General features: G+C 59.5%; 15 protein-coding genes and 1 pseudogene. 8 read left to right on the forward strand and 8 right to left on the reverse strand.

Going from position 1 to position 15,823, the window contains the following annotated elements; all coding sequences use genetic code 11:
- Positions 1–64: 64 nt before the first annotated feature.
- Positions 65–1,054 carry a hypothetical protein gene (locus ACYQ14_RS12265; protein WP_459888615.1) on the reverse strand — a complete coding sequence of 330 codons (990 nt, stop codon included), beginning with the start codon at positions 1,052–1,054 and terminating at the stop codon, positions 65–67.
- 107 nt (positions 1,055–1,161) lie between these two features.
- A pseudogene (locus tag ACYQ14_RS12270) lies at positions 1,162–1,830 on the reverse strand (transposase domain-containing protein).
- A 458-nt stretch (positions 1,831–2,288) separates the two neighbouring features.
- On the opposite strand from ACYQ14_RS12270, the gene ACYQ14_RS12275 reads away from it, so the two are divergent.
- On the forward strand, positions 2,289–2,969 hold the full coding sequence (locus ACYQ14_RS12275; RefSeq protein ID WP_459888616.1) for an IS6 family transposase: 681 nt from the start codon (positions 2,289–2,291) through the stop codon (positions 2,967–2,969).
- A 627-nt stretch (positions 2,970–3,596) separates the two neighbouring features.
- Here the strand turns inward: ACYQ14_RS12275 and ACYQ14_RS12280 are convergent.
- Positions 3,597–4,082, reverse strand: coding sequence for a deoxyuridine 5'-triphosphate nucleotidohydrolase (locus tag ACYQ14_RS12280; RefSeq protein WP_459888618.1), 486 nt, complete (start codon positions 4,080–4,082; stop codon positions 3,597–3,599).
- 268 nt (positions 4,083–4,350) lie between these two features.
- On the opposite strand from ACYQ14_RS12280, the gene ACYQ14_RS12285 reads away from it, so the two are divergent.
- Positions 4,351–6,321 carry an aconitate hydratase gene (locus ACYQ14_RS12285; protein ID WP_459888620.1) on the forward strand — a complete coding sequence of 657 codons (1,971 nt, stop codon included), beginning with the start codon at positions 4,351–4,353 and terminating at the stop codon, positions 6,319–6,321.
- Between the two features lie 191 nt (positions 6,322–6,512).
- Positions 6,513–7,433, forward strand: a complete 921-nt coding sequence (locus ACYQ14_RS12290; RefSeq protein WP_459888621.1) for a TIGR03571 family LLM class oxidoreductase — start codon at positions 6,513–6,515, stop codon at positions 7,431–7,433.
- 41 nt (positions 7,434–7,474) lie between these two features.
- Here ACYQ14_RS12290 and ACYQ14_RS12295 read toward each other — a convergent pair whose 3' ends face one another.
- A complete protein-coding gene (locus ACYQ14_RS12295; protein WP_459888623.1) occupies positions 7,475–7,738 on the reverse strand; it encodes a DUF7533 family protein in 264 nt (87 codons plus the stop codon).
- A gap of 99 nt (positions 7,739–7,837) precedes the next feature.
- Here ACYQ14_RS12295 and ACYQ14_RS12300 point away from each other — a divergent pair, with 99 nt between their 5' ends.
- Both ACYQ14_RS12300 and ACYQ14_RS12305 read left to right on the forward strand, forming a co-directional pair.
- Positions 7,838–8,440: a riboflavin synthase gene (locus tag ACYQ14_RS12300; RefSeq protein ID WP_459888625.1), complete on the forward strand. Its 603-nt coding sequence runs from the start codon at positions 7,838–7,840 to the stop codon at positions 8,438–8,440.
- 106 nt (positions 8,441–8,546) lie between these two features.
- The gene (locus tag ACYQ14_RS12305; protein ID WP_459888626.1) at positions 8,547–9,182 is read left to right on the forward strand and encodes an SDR family oxidoreductase; all 636 of its coding nucleotides are present in this window, start codon (positions 8,547–8,549) and stop codon (positions 9,180–9,182) included.
- A gap of 23 nt (positions 9,183–9,205) precedes the next feature.
- On the opposite strand, the gene ACYQ14_RS12310 is transcribed toward ACYQ14_RS12305, so the two are convergent.
- Entirely contained in the window at positions 9,206–10,222 is a 1,017-nt protein-coding gene (locus ACYQ14_RS12310; RefSeq protein ID WP_459888628.1) for a PrsW family intramembrane metalloprotease, read from the reverse strand.
- 211 nt (positions 10,223–10,433) lie between these two features.
- Between ACYQ14_RS12310 and ACYQ14_RS12315 the strand changes: the two genes are divergently transcribed.
- Both ACYQ14_RS12315 and ACYQ14_RS12320 read left to right on the forward strand, forming a co-directional pair.
- Positions 10,434–10,811, forward strand: a complete 378-nt coding sequence (locus ACYQ14_RS12315) for a DUF7532 family protein (RefSeq protein ID WP_459888630.1) — start codon at positions 10,434–10,436, stop codon at positions 10,809–10,811.
- A 49-nt stretch (positions 10,812–10,860) separates the two neighbouring features.
- Positions 10,861–12,345, forward strand: a complete 1,485-nt coding sequence (locus ACYQ14_RS12320) for a ribonuclease FAU-1 family protein (protein ID WP_459888632.1) — start codon at positions 10,861–10,863, stop codon at positions 12,343–12,345.
- Positions 12,346–12,375: 30 nt separating this feature from the next.
- On the opposite strand, the gene ACYQ14_RS12325 is transcribed toward ACYQ14_RS12320, so the two are convergent.
- From ACYQ14_RS12325 to ACYQ14_RS12335, 3 genes are all read right to left on the reverse strand, one after another.
- Positions 12,376–12,855, reverse strand: coding sequence for an NUDIX hydrolase (locus tag ACYQ14_RS12325; protein ID WP_459888634.1), 480 nt, complete (start codon positions 12,853–12,855; stop codon positions 12,376–12,378).
- A gap of 153 nt (positions 12,856–13,008) precedes the next feature.
- Positions 13,009–13,995: a bile acid:sodium symporter family protein gene (locus ACYQ14_RS12330; protein WP_459888636.1), complete on the reverse strand. Its 987-nt coding sequence runs from the start codon at positions 13,993–13,995 to the stop codon at positions 13,009–13,011.
- A 271-nt stretch (positions 13,996–14,266) separates the two neighbouring features.
- Entirely contained in the window at positions 14,267–15,385 is a 1,119-nt protein-coding gene (locus tag ACYQ14_RS12335; protein WP_459888638.1) for an aldo/keto reductase, read from the reverse strand.
- A gap of 172 nt (positions 15,386–15,557) precedes the next feature.
- Here ACYQ14_RS12335 and ACYQ14_RS12340 point away from each other — a divergent pair, with 172 nt between their 5' ends.
- On the forward strand, positions 15,558–15,797 hold the full coding sequence (locus tag ACYQ14_RS12340; RefSeq protein ID WP_283835984.1) for a hypothetical protein: 240 nt from the start codon (positions 15,558–15,560) through the stop codon (positions 15,795–15,797).
- Positions 15,798–15,823: the final 26 nt, after the last annotated feature.

The raw sequence follows: 15,823 nt of genomic DNA on the forward strand, positions 1-15,823 counted from the left end.
CCTGATCGGTAACTACGAGACGATGTCTACCCCCTCGGGATCGACCTAAGAAATTATCCACAATTCAACACTGGTGGGTATTTAACCCCTGGATTGCTCTTCCAACGGTAGTATCGCGCTTAATTAGCAACGAACCAGTGTCGTCAAGGATCTCTTTCGGCTCTTCACTCAATAGAATATCCTTCTGATCGTCTGTTATAATATCATCAGTAACACGGATAAGTCCCTCCTCACTAAGCGATTGTTGATTCAACGAATACGCGTTTGAACATGTCGGTGCAGATACTGTAAAGTTAGTAGTCGAAATAGCCGAAGAACTACCGATATCGGTTGCTGATGCGCTTGCATCAATCTCAGCACTGTTGCCATCTCTGGTAGTCACGTCCATTCTTGCATACACACAACTGTCTGTGGTACCCTCGCCAGCATCCCCAACGTTGTTGATCCAATCCCAAATTAGTTCGTAAGAGTGGTTGTTCTCATCCGCACTTCGTTCTGTAAGATAGGTGAAGGCCATAGAAGCAGCAATAGTGCTAGCTGGATTGGAAAAGGCTAACGCCGTTCCAGCACTGACTGCACCAGAAACAGCAGTCTGAACGAAATTTTCGTCAACGTCACTCGGCTCTTCCTCAAAAGCTTCGTACCCACCTATTGCTTCATTATGATCCTGTTGGCTGGTACTGACTATGTTTCCACTGGCATCAATTGATAACTCGTTTGATGCAACAGAATTCCTCTCAAGATAGTCTTCTCCGTCCCAAACAAACGCATTTCCTGTAGCTCCGAAATGGATCCGATGAGTAAAGTCACAGTAATTCTCATCTGCCCAGGAATTATATTCCGAAGCATGAAGGGTTGATTCTAGCCTATACTGACCATCATGAGCATCACGAACGATCGATTCTGAGTCTGAATTCAATGTTGTTGAGGACCCACTTCCACCGCAAAGGGGCGCATATTCATCAGAGTTGTTTTCTTCTTGAGACGCTCCAACTGCACTGACAAAACTGAGACTGGAGATCCCAAGGCTTGCTAATACATTGCGTCGATTCATGGATCGTTTCTCAGACACCATAGGATATATCGTATGCGAATTATTATAAACCCATTAATATAGGAAAGATTAACTTCAAGAATGAGAGATAATACTTAAATTCCTACTTATATATGCCAACCACTTTGTTTGATCCTGCATAGATGAGGGTCTGAGGAACAAGCAGGTAGTGCCGAGAACCGCTTATGCAACTCGCCAACCTGCTCAGAGAACTTGGCCGTGGAATTGAGGTTCGGAAATTGGTGGGCATCGCGTTTGAGTCCTTTCCAGACCTGTTCAATTGAGTCAAGATGTGGTGAGCCGACTATAAGAAATTCGAAGTCAATGCCGGAGCCACGTTGCTGAATCGACGAAAAACACGGCGTCACTGACGTCATGCTTCTCCCGGAGTTCAGTGAGAGAATATTGGGCTGAGAGCGATTGTTCGTGTTGGATAGTGCTCAACATGGAGAAATTCGCTGATTTCGGGATCGACGGCAGCGTACAGCCAGTAGAGCTGATTATCAAGCTGGATCCGGTTTCGTCAAGTGCGATGTGATCCGGTTGTTTCCGTCTGTCGGCTTGTAGGTCAGCTTTCTGAATCCCCAATTGTGAACAGTTGATCTCACCCATTCGACACCGACCCCTTCTAATGCAGACACAGTATCCGAAAGTGATAATCCGAACAGATGGAGCTGGATACTCAATCGCATCAGCTCGCGCGGTGTCGCCTTGCGCTCCACAAAATCTAATTGAACTTCGCTGCCAGAACTGGTGAGATTGCTGAATTCGAGCATAGGAACCACGAATTCCATTATCCCGTTCCTTCAAACTCTAATCTGAACGGCGCCCATTTGACGGTTGGCTGGTTATTTAGTAAGATTTCATCCACCAGCACCCTTCACTTCATATGTTATTAATCAACAATATCACAGGGGTTTTCAGGATAGTTCTCACAATCCCGTTCAATTAGATAAGGAGAGTCTGATTCAAGTTGCACTGCGACCCATTGACAACTGGTCTCACTAGAATCAGCACTGAGAACGATATTGCTCCACTCTTCCGACTCGCCAGTTCTCGCCGCAACAATATATTCGTGTTCTGCTCCAGTATTCCATTCACAGTCGACGATTTGAGTTGAAGGTGAGTCTGAAGCGGATGATATCGTGATTGTTGTTTGCTGAATCGTCGTTTCGTCCGGCAGTGTCTAGTTAGCCCAGTTTGAGAAGCGAGCAGGCCGTAGAGTTACTTTGGCATGAAGCTCGCAGACCTGCTCAGCGAGTCCTACGCGGCGGAATTTGATGAAGTTTGGGAGCGTGAGCGGACGGCGACGCCCGTCAGGGTGTTCGCCGTCCGGCTCCACGCGACCGGTTGTTCGCTTCGAGAAACACAAGCAATTCTTCGCTTGATAGGCGTTGAACGCTCTCATCAAGCAATCTGGAACTGGGTACATCAGCTGGCTGACAGCGTACCAGACCCGCCGGTGGCGAAGCCATCGCGGGTCGCGGTTGATGAGACTGCTGTCAAAATTAACGGCGAATGGTCTTGGTTGTACGCTGCAATAGACCTCGATACAAAGTTGATTCTCGATGCTCAGTTGTTCGGTCGCCACGGCACCGATCCGGCGGCTGCGTTCCTGCATAGACTCCGCGAGAAACATGATCTCTCCGAGACGGTGTTTCTCGTCGATCAGTTTGGCTATCGGACTGCCCTTGCTCGATTAGGACTAAACGGTCGGGTTGACTACACCGACCGAAACCTCATCGAAAAGTGGTTTCACACATTCAAAATGCGCGTTGACCGTTTCCATAACTCGTGGGTGGGCAGTCGGCGGAGCGCTCGCAAATGGATTGAACATTTTGTGCATTATTACAACCACCAGAGACCGCATCAATCGCTCGATGGACGAACGCCGGTTGAGGAGGTTCTAAACTAGACAGTGCCTTTCGTCCTCATCTATCCGAACCTCGACATTTATCTCCTCATCATGAAAATTTTCCACTCGAACACCTCCAAGCTGTGTACCGGTATCCGAAGAGATGCATCCTCCAATTAATGGCGAGTTAGCTAGGATTAGTAATTCTCTTCGTTTCATAGTTCAATCTCATTCCCATCGCTAATAAGTCTACTCTATGATTAGGATCTATTTTGTGGTGACTAACTGCCGAGATGCACTGGTTCCAAGGGTAGCAAAATCGGCAAATAGCAGATGTGTGCAGTAAAAATTGACTTTGCGATTAAAAATTCATACAACTGGAATCGGCTTATCATATTACGATATTGGAATCTGGATTACAAGAATAGACGCAAGAAGCGGTTTACTGATAGAGTCTGAAAATCATCCAATCAGTAATTGAGATACACACGAGTGATAAAGTCGGCGTTCACGCCGATAGTTCCCTCTTCCGGATTGCACACAGCATGCGGCTTGATCCTGCGTGTCTGTCGGAACGTCGTCTCACCCGTTCGTATCACCCGTGAAATATTGGGATATGAATGTGAAAAACTGAGCAACTGGAGAGATCGAACGGCACGTAAAATCCCCCCTTGAGACTGTGCCTCGCTACCCCTCGAGGTTCTCGCCCTGATAACTCCCGTCGTAGAAGTCCTCGTGATCGGCTTTGACTAGAACGAGCTGGGCGATCCGGGCACCACGCTGGATTTCGATGTCGTGGTGGACCTGCAACAGCCCTTCGCCGCGGCCCTCGTAGCCGGCGTCCCAGACGGCCGTATTGAGCATGCAGGAGTTGCGCATGAGCGAGGAGCGCGGATAGACGAACCCGACGTGGCCCTCCGGAATCTCGATCTGTTCGCCGTAGCGAGCCACGTAGGCCCCCTCCGGGAGGTAATACGTCTGGGGCATCTTCTCCTCGAGTTCCTCGAGGGGTCGGGCGACGCGCTCGCCGACGGACTTTCCATCTTTCGTGATACGGCCTGGCTCGAGTTGCTCGAAGACGATCTCGAGGGTGAGATCGACACCGTTAGGTTGAATCTGCTCGTCGGTCGCCGGCGAAACGTAGTCGGCGACGAAGGCACCGGAACGGAACATATCCTCGAAAACGGATCGGAACCGGGAAAAACGTATCGCGTTCCGTCCGATTCGCGGTGGTGTCACATTCTCACGGTACTACCGGACCTGTTCTCCTGATATTGGTATGTTCACTATTCACGTAGGCCTGCCGATTTCGAGTGTGTACATCCGTGTACTTCCGGCGCAACATTTGCGCCATTGATACCGATTTTTCAGGAACTAGCATGGTCGACCCGGACGGAAACACGCTGGATTTATCAGGACGGAAAGCCGAGATTCGGACGCTATGGGACAGACTCTCACCGAAAAGATTCTCGAGGATCACCTCGTCGAGGGCGAACTCGAAACTGGCGAGGAGATCGGCATCGAGATCGATCAGGTACTTACACAGGACACGACCGGTACGATGGTCTGGCTGCAGTTCGAAGCGATGGGACTGGACGAAGTCCAGACCGAAATCGCCGCCCAGTACTGCGACCACCAGACGTACCAGTTCGACTTTAAGAATACGGACGATCACCGCTTCCTGCGTTCTGCGGCCGGTACATTCGGCGCTCATTTCTCCCGACCCGGAAACGGTATCTGTCACAACGTTCACCGCGAGAACTTCGCAGCGCCCGGCAAGACGCTGCTCGGTTCCGACAGCCACACCCCGACGCCCGGCGGGCTCGGCCAGCTCGCGATCGGCGCGGGTGGAATCGACATCACCGTCGCGATGGGCGGTGCACCATACTACGTCGAGATGCCCGAAGTCGTCAACGTTCGCCTCGAAGGCGAGCTTCCAGAGTGGGCGACCGCAAAGGACGTCATCCTCGAGATGCTCCGTCGTCTCACCGTCAAAGGTGGCGTCGGCAAGATTCTCGAGTACACCGGCCCTGGCGTCGAGACGCTCACCGCCCCAGAGCGGATGACGATCACCAACATGGGAACGGAACTCGGCGCGACGACGTCGATCTTCCCGACCGACCACCAGACCGAGGACTACCTCGAACGGCTCGGCCGCGAAGAGGAGTACGTCGAGCTACAGCCCGACGACGACGCTGAGTACGACGACGAGATCGTCGTCGACCTTTCGGACCTCGAGCCGCTGGTCGCCCAGCCCTCGATGCCCGACAAGGTCGTCCCCGTCAGCGAAGTCGCGGGTCAAGACGTCGAACAGGTTATCGTCGGCTCTTGTACCAACGGTGGCTACGAGGACATCCTCCCCGTCGCCAAGATGCTCGAAGGCCGCGAGGTCTCGATGGAAACCGAAACGATCGTCGCACCCGGTTCCAAGCAGGCCTCAGAGATGCTCGCCCGTCAGGGCTGGGTTGCCGAGATGATGGCCGCCGGCGTCAACTTCTCCGAGGCGACCTGCGGTGCCTGTATCGGGATCGGCCACGTGCCGGCCTCCGATTCGGTCTCCATGCGAACCTTCAACCGCAACTTCGAGGGTCGCTCCGGTATCGAAGACGACAACGTCTTCCTCTGCTCGCCGGAAGTCGCCGCCGCTGCCGCGATCGCTGGCGAAATCGTCGACCCACGGGACCTCGAGGACGAACTCGACGATCTCGAGGCACCGGGCGTCGAGCTCCCAGACGAGTACGACGGCTCCAAGACCGACCTCATCGCACCCGACGAGGCGGTCGACGACGAACTCATCAAAGGTCCGAACATCGGCGACGTCCCGATCCGAGACCAGCTCGATTCGGACATCTCCGGTGAAGCGCTCCTGAAGATGGAAGACAACATCACGACCGACCACATCATCCCTGCGACCCAGGACATCCTGATGTACCGGTCGAACGTCCCGAAGCTCTCGGAGTTCACGCTTAGCCGCGTCGACGAGACCTTCGCGGAACGCGCACTCGACGCCGACGGCGGCTTCCTCGTCGCCGGCGAGAACTACGGTCAGGGCTCCTCGCGCGAACACGCAGCCCTCTGTCCGATGTACCTCGGCATCGAGGGCGTCCTCGCACAGAGCTTCGCACGGATCCACCGCGCGAACCTCTTTAACTTCGGTATCGTCCCGCTGACGATCGACGAGGAAACCTACGAGAACATCGATCAGGGCGACGAGATCGAAGTCATCGACGACGTCTACGACGCAGTCGCGAACGGACAGGAGGAGTTCTCCGTCCGCATCAACGACGATTACGAAGTCACGGCGACGCTCGACGCTTCCCAGCGCGAACGCGACATCCTCGCGGCTGGTGGCAAACTCTCCTGGACGAAAGACCAGGCGGAAGGAACCGGCGCCGCACCCGCTGACGACTGATCGGAACCGACTCGAGGTTCCGAGCCCGCAGTTTTGCGGTTTTCTCTTTCCTTTTTGTTGTTGAACGCTGTCCCGCAGTCGCTCGTCGGTGTCGACGGGCTTTGCGTTCGTTCGAAGTCGTTGCTCCGTATTTACGGCAGATCCAACGCCAGAGAAGATATACGACGCAGAGCACTACTTCCGGTAACCGAATGCCTGGATACGAAAACGCGGGTTACCGGCGACTGTTTGAGGACGAGGGACTCTCGTTCGGGCTGAGCTTTCCGCTCACGGACTCGAGCCGCTCGAGGCCGAACGTCGCCGAAGAGATGCGCCTCGCCCGCCGAGCCGAGTCGCTGGGCTTCGACGCGCTCTGGTGTCGCGACGTGCCGACGTACTGGCCGAAATTCGGCGACGCCGGACAGACGTTCGATCCGTGGACCTGGCTCTCACACATCGCCGCCCACACCGACGAAATTGCCCTGGGAACGGCCAGTATCGTCCTCTCACTTCGCCATCCGCTCCACGTCGCCAAGGCGGCGGCGAGTATCGATCGGCTCTCGGACGGCCGACTCGTCCTCGGCGTCGCGACCGGTGACAGGGATCCGGAGTTTCCCGCTTTCAACGTCGACCCCTCGAGTCGCGGTGCCCTTTTTCGGGACGCTATCGAGGTTCTCCGAACTGTCTGGTCCGAACCGGCACCCGAACTCGAGAGCCGGTGGGGAACGCTTTCGGGCGAACTCGAACTCGTCCCGAAGCCGACTACCGAGACGCTTCCGTTGCTCCCGACGGGTCACGCTCGCCAGGATCTCGAGTGGATCGCGGAGAACGGCGACGGCTGGCTGTTCTATCATCTCCCGGAGTCGACTCTCGAGAGCTTTCTTACCGATTGGCGCGAGCAGGCGGGCGAGAAGCCGTTCTCCATGGCGATGGGCGTCGAATTTGCCGATGAATCGGGTGCCGAACCCACGCCGATCCATCAGGGAATGTGCGCCGAGCCCGAGTGGTTCCGTGAGTACTTTCGGGATCTCGAGCGAATGGGCGTCGATCACGTTATCGTCGGACTCGGCGGCGACGATCGAGAGCGTGCACTCGAGATGTTCGAAGCGGAGATTCTCACAGAGTTGTCGTAACGAGGTTTCCCGGCCACCGATACACCGCTGAGTTCGCCGACTCAGTCTCTCTCGGCCGACTCCTCGTGCTCGGGATCGGGCTCGCTCGTGACCGACCCGGCGACGCGTTTGGCGACCGCGGAGGGAACGTCGGAGGGCATCGTGAGCCGACGCTGGATGAGAACCAACCCGGCCGAGAGAACGAGTAACGTCCCGCCGACGAACGGGTCACCCCGAACGAAGAGGAACTCGAGTCCCGCGAGGGCGGCGGGAATCGCGAGGATGAGCACGCCCGCGAGCTTGAACGTGTCGATGATGCCGGCCATTGGGTCGGGCTACGAACGACAGCCCCAAAAAGACGCCGACGTCGGTCAACCCGGAACGGCTTTGGCTCGTCGCCTGCCATCTTCGGGCGAGAGTAGATCATGTTCACGGGAATCGTCGAGGAGACCGGCGAAATCGTCTCGCGCGAGCAGACCGAGGACGGGCTTCGGTTCCGAATCGCGGCCGATACGGTCGCTACGGGGCTCGAGCACGGCCAGAGCATCAGCGTCAGCGGGGCCTGTCTCACGGTCGAACGTTTCGAGGACCGGTCGTGGTTCGAAGTCTTTCTGGCGAGCGAGACGGTTGACCGCACCTATCTCGGCGAACTTGATGAGGGCGATGTCGTTAACCTCGAGCGGGCGATGCCCGCCGACGGACGTTTCGATGGCCACGTCGTGCAGGGTCACGTCGACGCCGTGGCGACCGTTGAGGCCGTCGAATCCGTCGGCGAGGACTGGTACTTCGAGTTCGCCCTCCCCGAGGGCTACGACCGCTACGTCGTCGAGAAGGGGTCGATTACCCTCGACGGAATCAGCCTCACGGTCGCAGAGCTAACCGAAGACGGGAACGTGACGGTCGCGATTATCCCGACGACGTACGACGAGACCGCCCTCTCCGAGAAATCGCCCGGCGATCCGGTCCACCTCGAGGTCGACGTCCTCGCGAAGTACGTCGAACGGTTGCTCGAGTCACACCTCGAGTAGGAGCGTGGGAAGCGAAACTATCGTCGTCGGATGGACAAACTGGCAAACTGGTAGGTAACTGTCGTCATCAAAAAGCTATTCCAGTGGCGATCTCGGAGAGCAGTATATGCACGTACTCGTCGCGGGAGCCCACGGACAGGTCGGACAGCACGTCACGAGCATTTTGGCCGAAAGCGACCACGACGTGCGAGGTATGATCAGGAGCGAGGATCAGGTCGAAGCTATAGAGGATCTCGGCGCTGAGCCCGTTGTTGCGGACCTGACGGAGGAGGTCTCCCACGCCGTGGAGGGCTGTGACGCCGTCGTGTTCGCCGCCGGATCCGGCGGCGACGCCGTCTGGGACGTCGACCGCGACGGCGCGATAACCCTCATGGAAGCCGCCGAGGATCAGGGCGTCGAGCGGTTCGTCATGCTCAGTTCCATTAGCGCTGACACGCCGGAGGAGGCCCCCGAGGCGCTCCGAGACTATCTAAACGCGAAGGCTGAAGCCGACGAGCGGCTCCGAGAGAGCGACCTGACGTACACCATCGTTCGCCCCGGTGAACTCACCAACGAGAACGGAACCGGTCGTATTCGGACGAGTGCCGAACTCGAGCGGACTGACGGCGACGTTCCGCGGGAAGACGTAGCCCAGACGCTGGTCGCCGCACTCACCGCGGAACGCACCGAGGGCCGTACCTTCGAGGTGCTCTCCGGAGACGACACAATCGAAGCGGCGTTGGAGGACCCGCTCGAGTCATAACGGAATCGATAGAACAGCACTCGCTATCGCTGAGCCGGTTCGAACTCCGTCCGTTCCGGCGTGAGGTCCCGATCGGCGATGTCTTCTCGAACATCGCGGTACGTCCGCCGGTAGTGGGCGATTTTTCGGTAGAGGTAGTAGCCGAAGATGGCGTTGAACGCGACGACGAAGCCGACGAAGGCGGCGTCGGGCCCGATTGCCAACAACTCGGCGGCTATCGCCGGAACGAACTGTACGGTGGAGTTGTACAATCCGTGGACGAACGCGGCGACCAGCAGTCCTTTGACGACTAGCGGACCCGCGTTCTGCGGATTGAACTTCGCCAGCCCGAGGTAAAATCCCGCGATGGCGGAGTAGATAACGTGGCCGGGACCGGCCAGCGCTCGAGTCGTCGCGATTTCGGTTGCGGCGACGAACAGTCCGGTCCCCGACTCGAGATCGGTCAGGTAGCCCCCGATGTAGATTGCGTTCTCGATGGAGGCAAAGCCAAGTCCCGCGACGGCACCGTACACCGCGCCGTCGATCACCGCGTCGAAACTGTCGCTTCGATAGGCGTAGACGCGGACGGCGAGTAGTTTGACGGCTTCCTCGACGGGCCCGACGATCAGGAAGAAAAAGAGAAGACTGCCGAGGACGGTCGCCCTATTGATGAACTCGCCGCCGACTGTGTTGATAACCGCGGCGAAGGGTGCAAACAGGATTACCAGCACGAACGTCGCGACGAGCAGACCGAGGGGTTCTCTCGTCGTGATATCCGCGTACCAGATGTACGCCGCGAGCAACGCGGCGGGGACGACCGACAGCAGGAAGAAGACGCTCACGAGCGGTTGCTCGGCGACGATGATGGCTGGAGACAACAGGATCGACGCCGTGATCGCCAGCGCGACCAGTAAGACGATGGCGGGAAATCCGTAGCTGAGTGCGGTGTAGACGCCGTAGGCGAACCGGTCGAGCAACGAGCGCGGCTCCCAGGTCGATACCTCCTGTAAATCCCTCGAGTCGTCTGCGGCCCGTTCGATCGGATCGCGTCGACGTGGCATATCACCCGAATCACCGCCCGCTCGGAAAGACGTTTCCGCCGCAGGCTCGGACTCGCAGTGAGACGCGGGGATTTGGCGTGTGGCTTGGGCGACGGTGAGGCTGTGGTTTTAGTCCGGTGGGGCGTGGCTTGGGCGCACGGAAAGACGGGGATTCGGCCGCACCTCGTTCAAACACGGAATTCACAAAGGTCTCCTGTTCGTATGGAGACGCATGCACTTCGATCAGCGAACCCAACGCGCGCTTCGGGACGTCGGCCTCGAGACCGAGGATCTCCGCGAGGCGTCGACGGCTGTCGTCGAGGCCGTCGAGGACGACGCTCACGCCCTCGAGGCGTTTTTTGACGAGCACGAAACGATCTACTCCGATATGGACATGGCCCACTCGAGCGAGGAGCACCCCGAACACGCCGTCGAGTACCTGGATCTGATGACTCACGCCGACGAGATGCGCGGCTGGCTCCGATTCGACAGCTGGGGCGTCTACGTCGAGGGCGGGCGGATTCTCGAGGACGAACACGTCGAACTGACTCTCGGGCCGACGATCAACGGCCGGGTCAGATTCGCACCGGATCGCGACACCCTCCGATGAGCGGGCGGAATACGAGAACGGCCCAGAACGGAACGATGGAGGGCGAGAGATGACGACGGCTCGCGTCCGCGGAATCTACACGACCGCCGTCACACATCTGCTCCGAGAGGCCGACCTCGAGGTCGTGCAGGCCTCCGAACCGATTCGCGAGCGCTTCGACGATGAGTTCGAAGTCGCTCCCGCGGCCGTCACCGTCGACACCACTCGAGACAGGCAGGGTGTCGGGGTCTCCGGCCCGCCGGAGGCCGTCGAAACCGTCGCGAACGAACTCGAGTCCGTCGCTATCGACGCCTTCCGCTGGGAGAGCGAGGTTTCCGACGGGGCCGTTTTCGACGCCGAAGTGCTCGAGGCCTCGGGCGGAAGCGGCGCGGTCGTCGACCTCGGTGAGGGCCGTCGCGGCTATCTCAACTACGACGATGCGGACGGCTACGTCGACTCGGGCGATCGGTATCGCGTGCAGGTTCGCGAGTCGACGCCGCCGTGGGCCGACGACCGGCCTCGCGTCGTCCCGACGCTCGAAGTCCGGAGCGGCCTCTGTACGCTCTCTCAGGATCGAACCGGCGTCTCGGCCGCGCTTTCGGGCGAGCGTGCCAACGAACTCGTCGGCATGACGGACCTGCTTTCGACGGACGTTCCCGACGGCTGGGGACTCCGCTGGCACCACACGGCCGCCGACGCGGACCTCGAGGCAATGGGCGACGCGCTGGCGGCGATCGCCGAGCGAGCTGAGGCGCTCGAGAGCGAACTCGCAGACGCCCCTCCGGAGCCGGACGAGCCGTCACAACTCGTCGCGACGGAGACCACGATCTGGCTCTGGTTCGGCCGCCGATCGCGGTTTGCGCTCGACGAAGCCCGACGCACGGTCGAGACGACGATGCCGGGTCATCACCGGACCAAGGCCGCAACCAGAGCGGCGAGTTCGGCCGTGGACTTTGCCGAAGCCGTCCGTGGCTCGCTCACGGTTGATTCGAGTTCGGACTCGAACTCGGACTGGCATTCGCGGGCGGATCCGAGCCAAGGCGCGGACGGCGCGTTCCCCTTCGATGCCGTTGCCAAACAGTTCGGCCCCGACTCGGGCGACCGGATCGAGATCGGACACGGCAAACCAGACGGGCGGCTGATCTCGCTCGGTTACGGCGACGTAACCGACTGGGAACCAGACGGGAAGCTCACGCTCGAGCGGAGCATGCGCGGGGGCGGCAGTTACGACGCGCTGGGAACGCCGAAGGAGGACGGCGACACGGCCGTCACGAAGTTCCGGGAGGGTCGCTGGTGGTATCCGACGACGTACAAAGCCGACGACGGCTCGACGAAGGGAACCTACGTCAACGTCTGTACGCCGGTCGAACTCTTCCCCGAGACGGTTCGGTACGTCGATCTCTACGTCGATGTCATTCGGGCGCCCGACGGAGAAGTCGAAATCGTCGACGAAGCCGAACTCGAGGCGGCCGTCGCAGATGACATCGTTTCGACGGAGTTAGCGGAGAAGGCCCGAAGCGTCGCGGGAGCCGTCGAACGGGCGCTTTCGAAGTAGCGCAAGCGAGGCGTCGCTGTCGACTCGAGTTCAGTCCGAGGCCGCCGCGATATCGCCGACACGTTCGACCGGCTCGCCGGGGAGGTCGGCCGACGGGAGAAGGTGCGCGTAGTCGTCGAGGTCGAGCGCGAACTCGCGGTCCGTTGCCGGGTCAACCCAGTAGAGGTCGAACTCGGCGCCGTGTTCTCCGCCCCCGTCCGTCACCGTGTGCGTCCACGCGTCGCGCGGTTCGTGGACGGTCGCGTGAAAGAAGTGGCGCACGTAGCGCTTGGGCGGGGACTCTCGTCGCGTCCAGACGTCGGTCGTGAGGTGGCGGGTCGCGCCGAGCGTTCCGAGTCCGCTCTCCTCCATAACTTCCCTGAACAGCGCCTCTCGAGGGGTTTCTTCCTGCTCGAGGGTACCCTTCGGAATCTGTAGACCGTCGTGTCCCGGTCCGTCGAACACCAGTAACTCACCCGTGTCGCGCGTCACGTAGGCACACGCCTTCTGGACGTACGTGATCTCGGTCATGATACCAGGTGGCACAACGACCGGCGTGAAAAGCGTATCCTCAAGGGAATTAAGTGTGATTAAGGGGATTCGGACGCGGACCTATCAAGAATAGTGATAGTTACGACGATGGGGGCGCGATCTTGACGGTGGGCGAGGACGATGGGTCCCGATTCAGTCTGCAGTCGACGTCGCGTCGGATTCCGTGATCGACACGTCGTCTCGCCGCGTGAAAACCGTCGCGAGGGCGGGTCCGGAGATGTTGTGCCAGACGCTGAACAGGGCCGGGATCAGTGCGGCGATCGGGTCGAAAAACGCCACCGCGAGCGCGACAGCGAGCCCGCTGTTTTGCAGACCGACCTCGAACGCGCAGGCGCGCGCTCGGTCCGTGCTCATCCCGGTCAGATAGCCAGCGCCGTAACCGGCACTGAGCCCGAGCGCGTTGTGGACGATCACCGCGAGGAAGACGACCGCGCTCGCGGCGAGGATCTCCTCGACGTTGAGGCCGACGATCGCGCCGACGATGAGGACGATGGCGAGCACGCTAATCGCGGGGAACACGGAGAGGCCTGCCTCCGCGACTGTCGGTGCGTACCTGTCGAGTACGATTCGCAGGCCTAACCCGGCAATGACCGGGATCAACACGATAAGGACGATCTCCTCGGCCATCGCGCCGAAGGTGACGGTAACCGATTCTCCCGCGAGCAATACGACCCACGCCGGCATCACAAGCGGCGCGGCGAGCGTCGTCACCGACGTGATCGTCACCGAGAGCGCGACGTCGCCGCGGCCGAGGTAGGTCATCACGTTCGAGGCCGTTCCACCCGGCGCGGCACCGAGCAAAATCAACCCGACTCCGATCTCCCACGGCAGACCAAGCAAGACGACGAGCAAATAGGCGAACACCGGCATGAACACCCACTGGGCCGCCGCACCGATGAACACGTCTCGAGGCCGCTCGAGAATTCGTCGAAAATCTGCCGGAGTGAGAGTCAGTCCCATCCCGAGCATGATGACGCCCAGAAACACCGAAATGTAGTCTCCCAGGGGCGTAAACGTCGACGGCGAGTACAGCGCAAGCGCCGAGCCGAGCAGGATCCAGACGACGAAGTACGTGCTCGTGAACGATCCGACGCGCTCTAGGTGTCGTATCAAGCCCATCGGATCGCCTCGTCGTATCCTGTCATACTCTTCCATGGTAGCGCGTCGGCTGATAAACGAATCGGTGGCCGACTAACGGTCGCTTTCTCGAGGAAGTAAATCGTGTTAAAACGGGGTCCAGTCCGGTGGCGCGCTTAGGGATCGAACCCGCTCACTGAGGCTTCATAGGGTCGTCGTAATTCTCTCCCGACATAGATACTCAGTCGCCGGTTTCGTTCGGCGAAACTCGTTCTCCGCTGAGGCTGGCTGAAAATAGTTACGAACGACCCTATCAGTCGGCGGCCAGCTTGTCGAGTCCCGCCGATTCGATATCCGCGCCATCGACCGACGAGCGAAGCGAGTCCATGCCGTCGTCGCGGTCGATATTGAAGTCGTTCTCGTACAGCTCCTCGACGCGGGCCATCTCCTCGTCGGTAAGTTTGGGGACGTCGCTTGCGGCCGCCCACTCGTCGATGTCCGCCTTCGTGCGGAAGGTTGGTGTCACAGTCGCGACGGCGTCGTGTGAGAGGAGCCACGCGATCGAGGCCTGCCCCATCGTGCGTTCTCCCGCCGCGGCGTCCGCGTGCTCTCGCGACCCCTGCACGCTCGAGCTATTCGTAGAGTCCGACTCCGCCCGCTCTAGGAACCGGAGCGCCTCGAGTTTCTCCCAGCCCGTCTCGTACCACTCGTCGGGACGGAAGCCGCGGTGGTCGCCCTCGCCGAGTTCCGTCTCGGGGGTGACCTGCTCGTTGAGGATACCCGAGGAGTGAGGGACGCGGGGGATGAGACTCGTCGAAGAGCCCGTCCGTTCGATCGTCTCGAGGAAGTGGTTGCCGACCTCCTGCTCGAGCATGTTCCAGACCAGCTGGACGGAGTCGAACTCCTCCTCGATGGCGAGGTCGCCCTCCGCGAGCCAGCCGATCGAGGGGCCGAGCGCGAGCCCGGTCGCGTCGATCTTTCCTTCCTCCTCGAGTTCGTCGAGCAGTTCGAGTACGTCGGGCGTGATTTCGGAGGCGTCCGCGTTGTGGAGCTGGAGCACGTCGATCGTCTCAATCTCGAGGCGCTCGAGGCTCTTCTCGACGGCCTCGCGGAGGTACTCCGGATCCATCTCCTTGGGAAGCTCGCCGTGGCCCGCCTGGGGGTTGTTATAGAAGTCGTAGCCGACCTTCGTGGCGAGGGTCACGTCCTCGCGCACGTCGGCGAGCGCCTCGCCGATGAGTTCCTCGCTCCGTCCGTGGCCGTAGACGTCGCCCGTGTCGATGTACGTGACGCCCTGCTCGACGGCGTACCGGACCATCTCGATCGCGTCTTCCTCGGAACGGTCGCCCCACCAGTCGGTGCCGACGACCCACGCGCCGAAGCCGACCTCGCTGACCTCGAGGCCGGAGTCGCCGAGTTCGCTATAATGCATATGCGATCGTTCGGAGCGAGGGGACTTAGGGTGTACGGAACGTGCCCATTCGGTGGGAACCCACCCGCCATACGGTGGTGTCTCAAGGCGGCCGTACCGTCAACGCCGCGATCGGACGCGCCGTCCACGGGGAGATCGAACCCCTTACGGTAATTGTCTACTAGATGCGCGTATGGACGAGTTCCGCTCTCGAAAGAGACATTGGGTCCTCGCGTCGATCGCCGTCATCGTAGCGGTCGTCGGTGTGTTCCTCCTCCAGTCCGGGGCGGTGGCTCTTCCCGGTCCGCTGGGAATGGTGGGTGTTGTTCTGGGAACCGTCATCGGATTCCTGATGGTTATTACGGTAGTTTTGATCGCTGGTGTCCTGTGTGCGTTCGTGGTTGCTCGTCTCGCATCGCTCGTGTTTTCTTGAGGCTGTACCGACCTCAAAAAAATATT

Source organism: Halostagnicola bangensis (assembly GCF_054653435.1).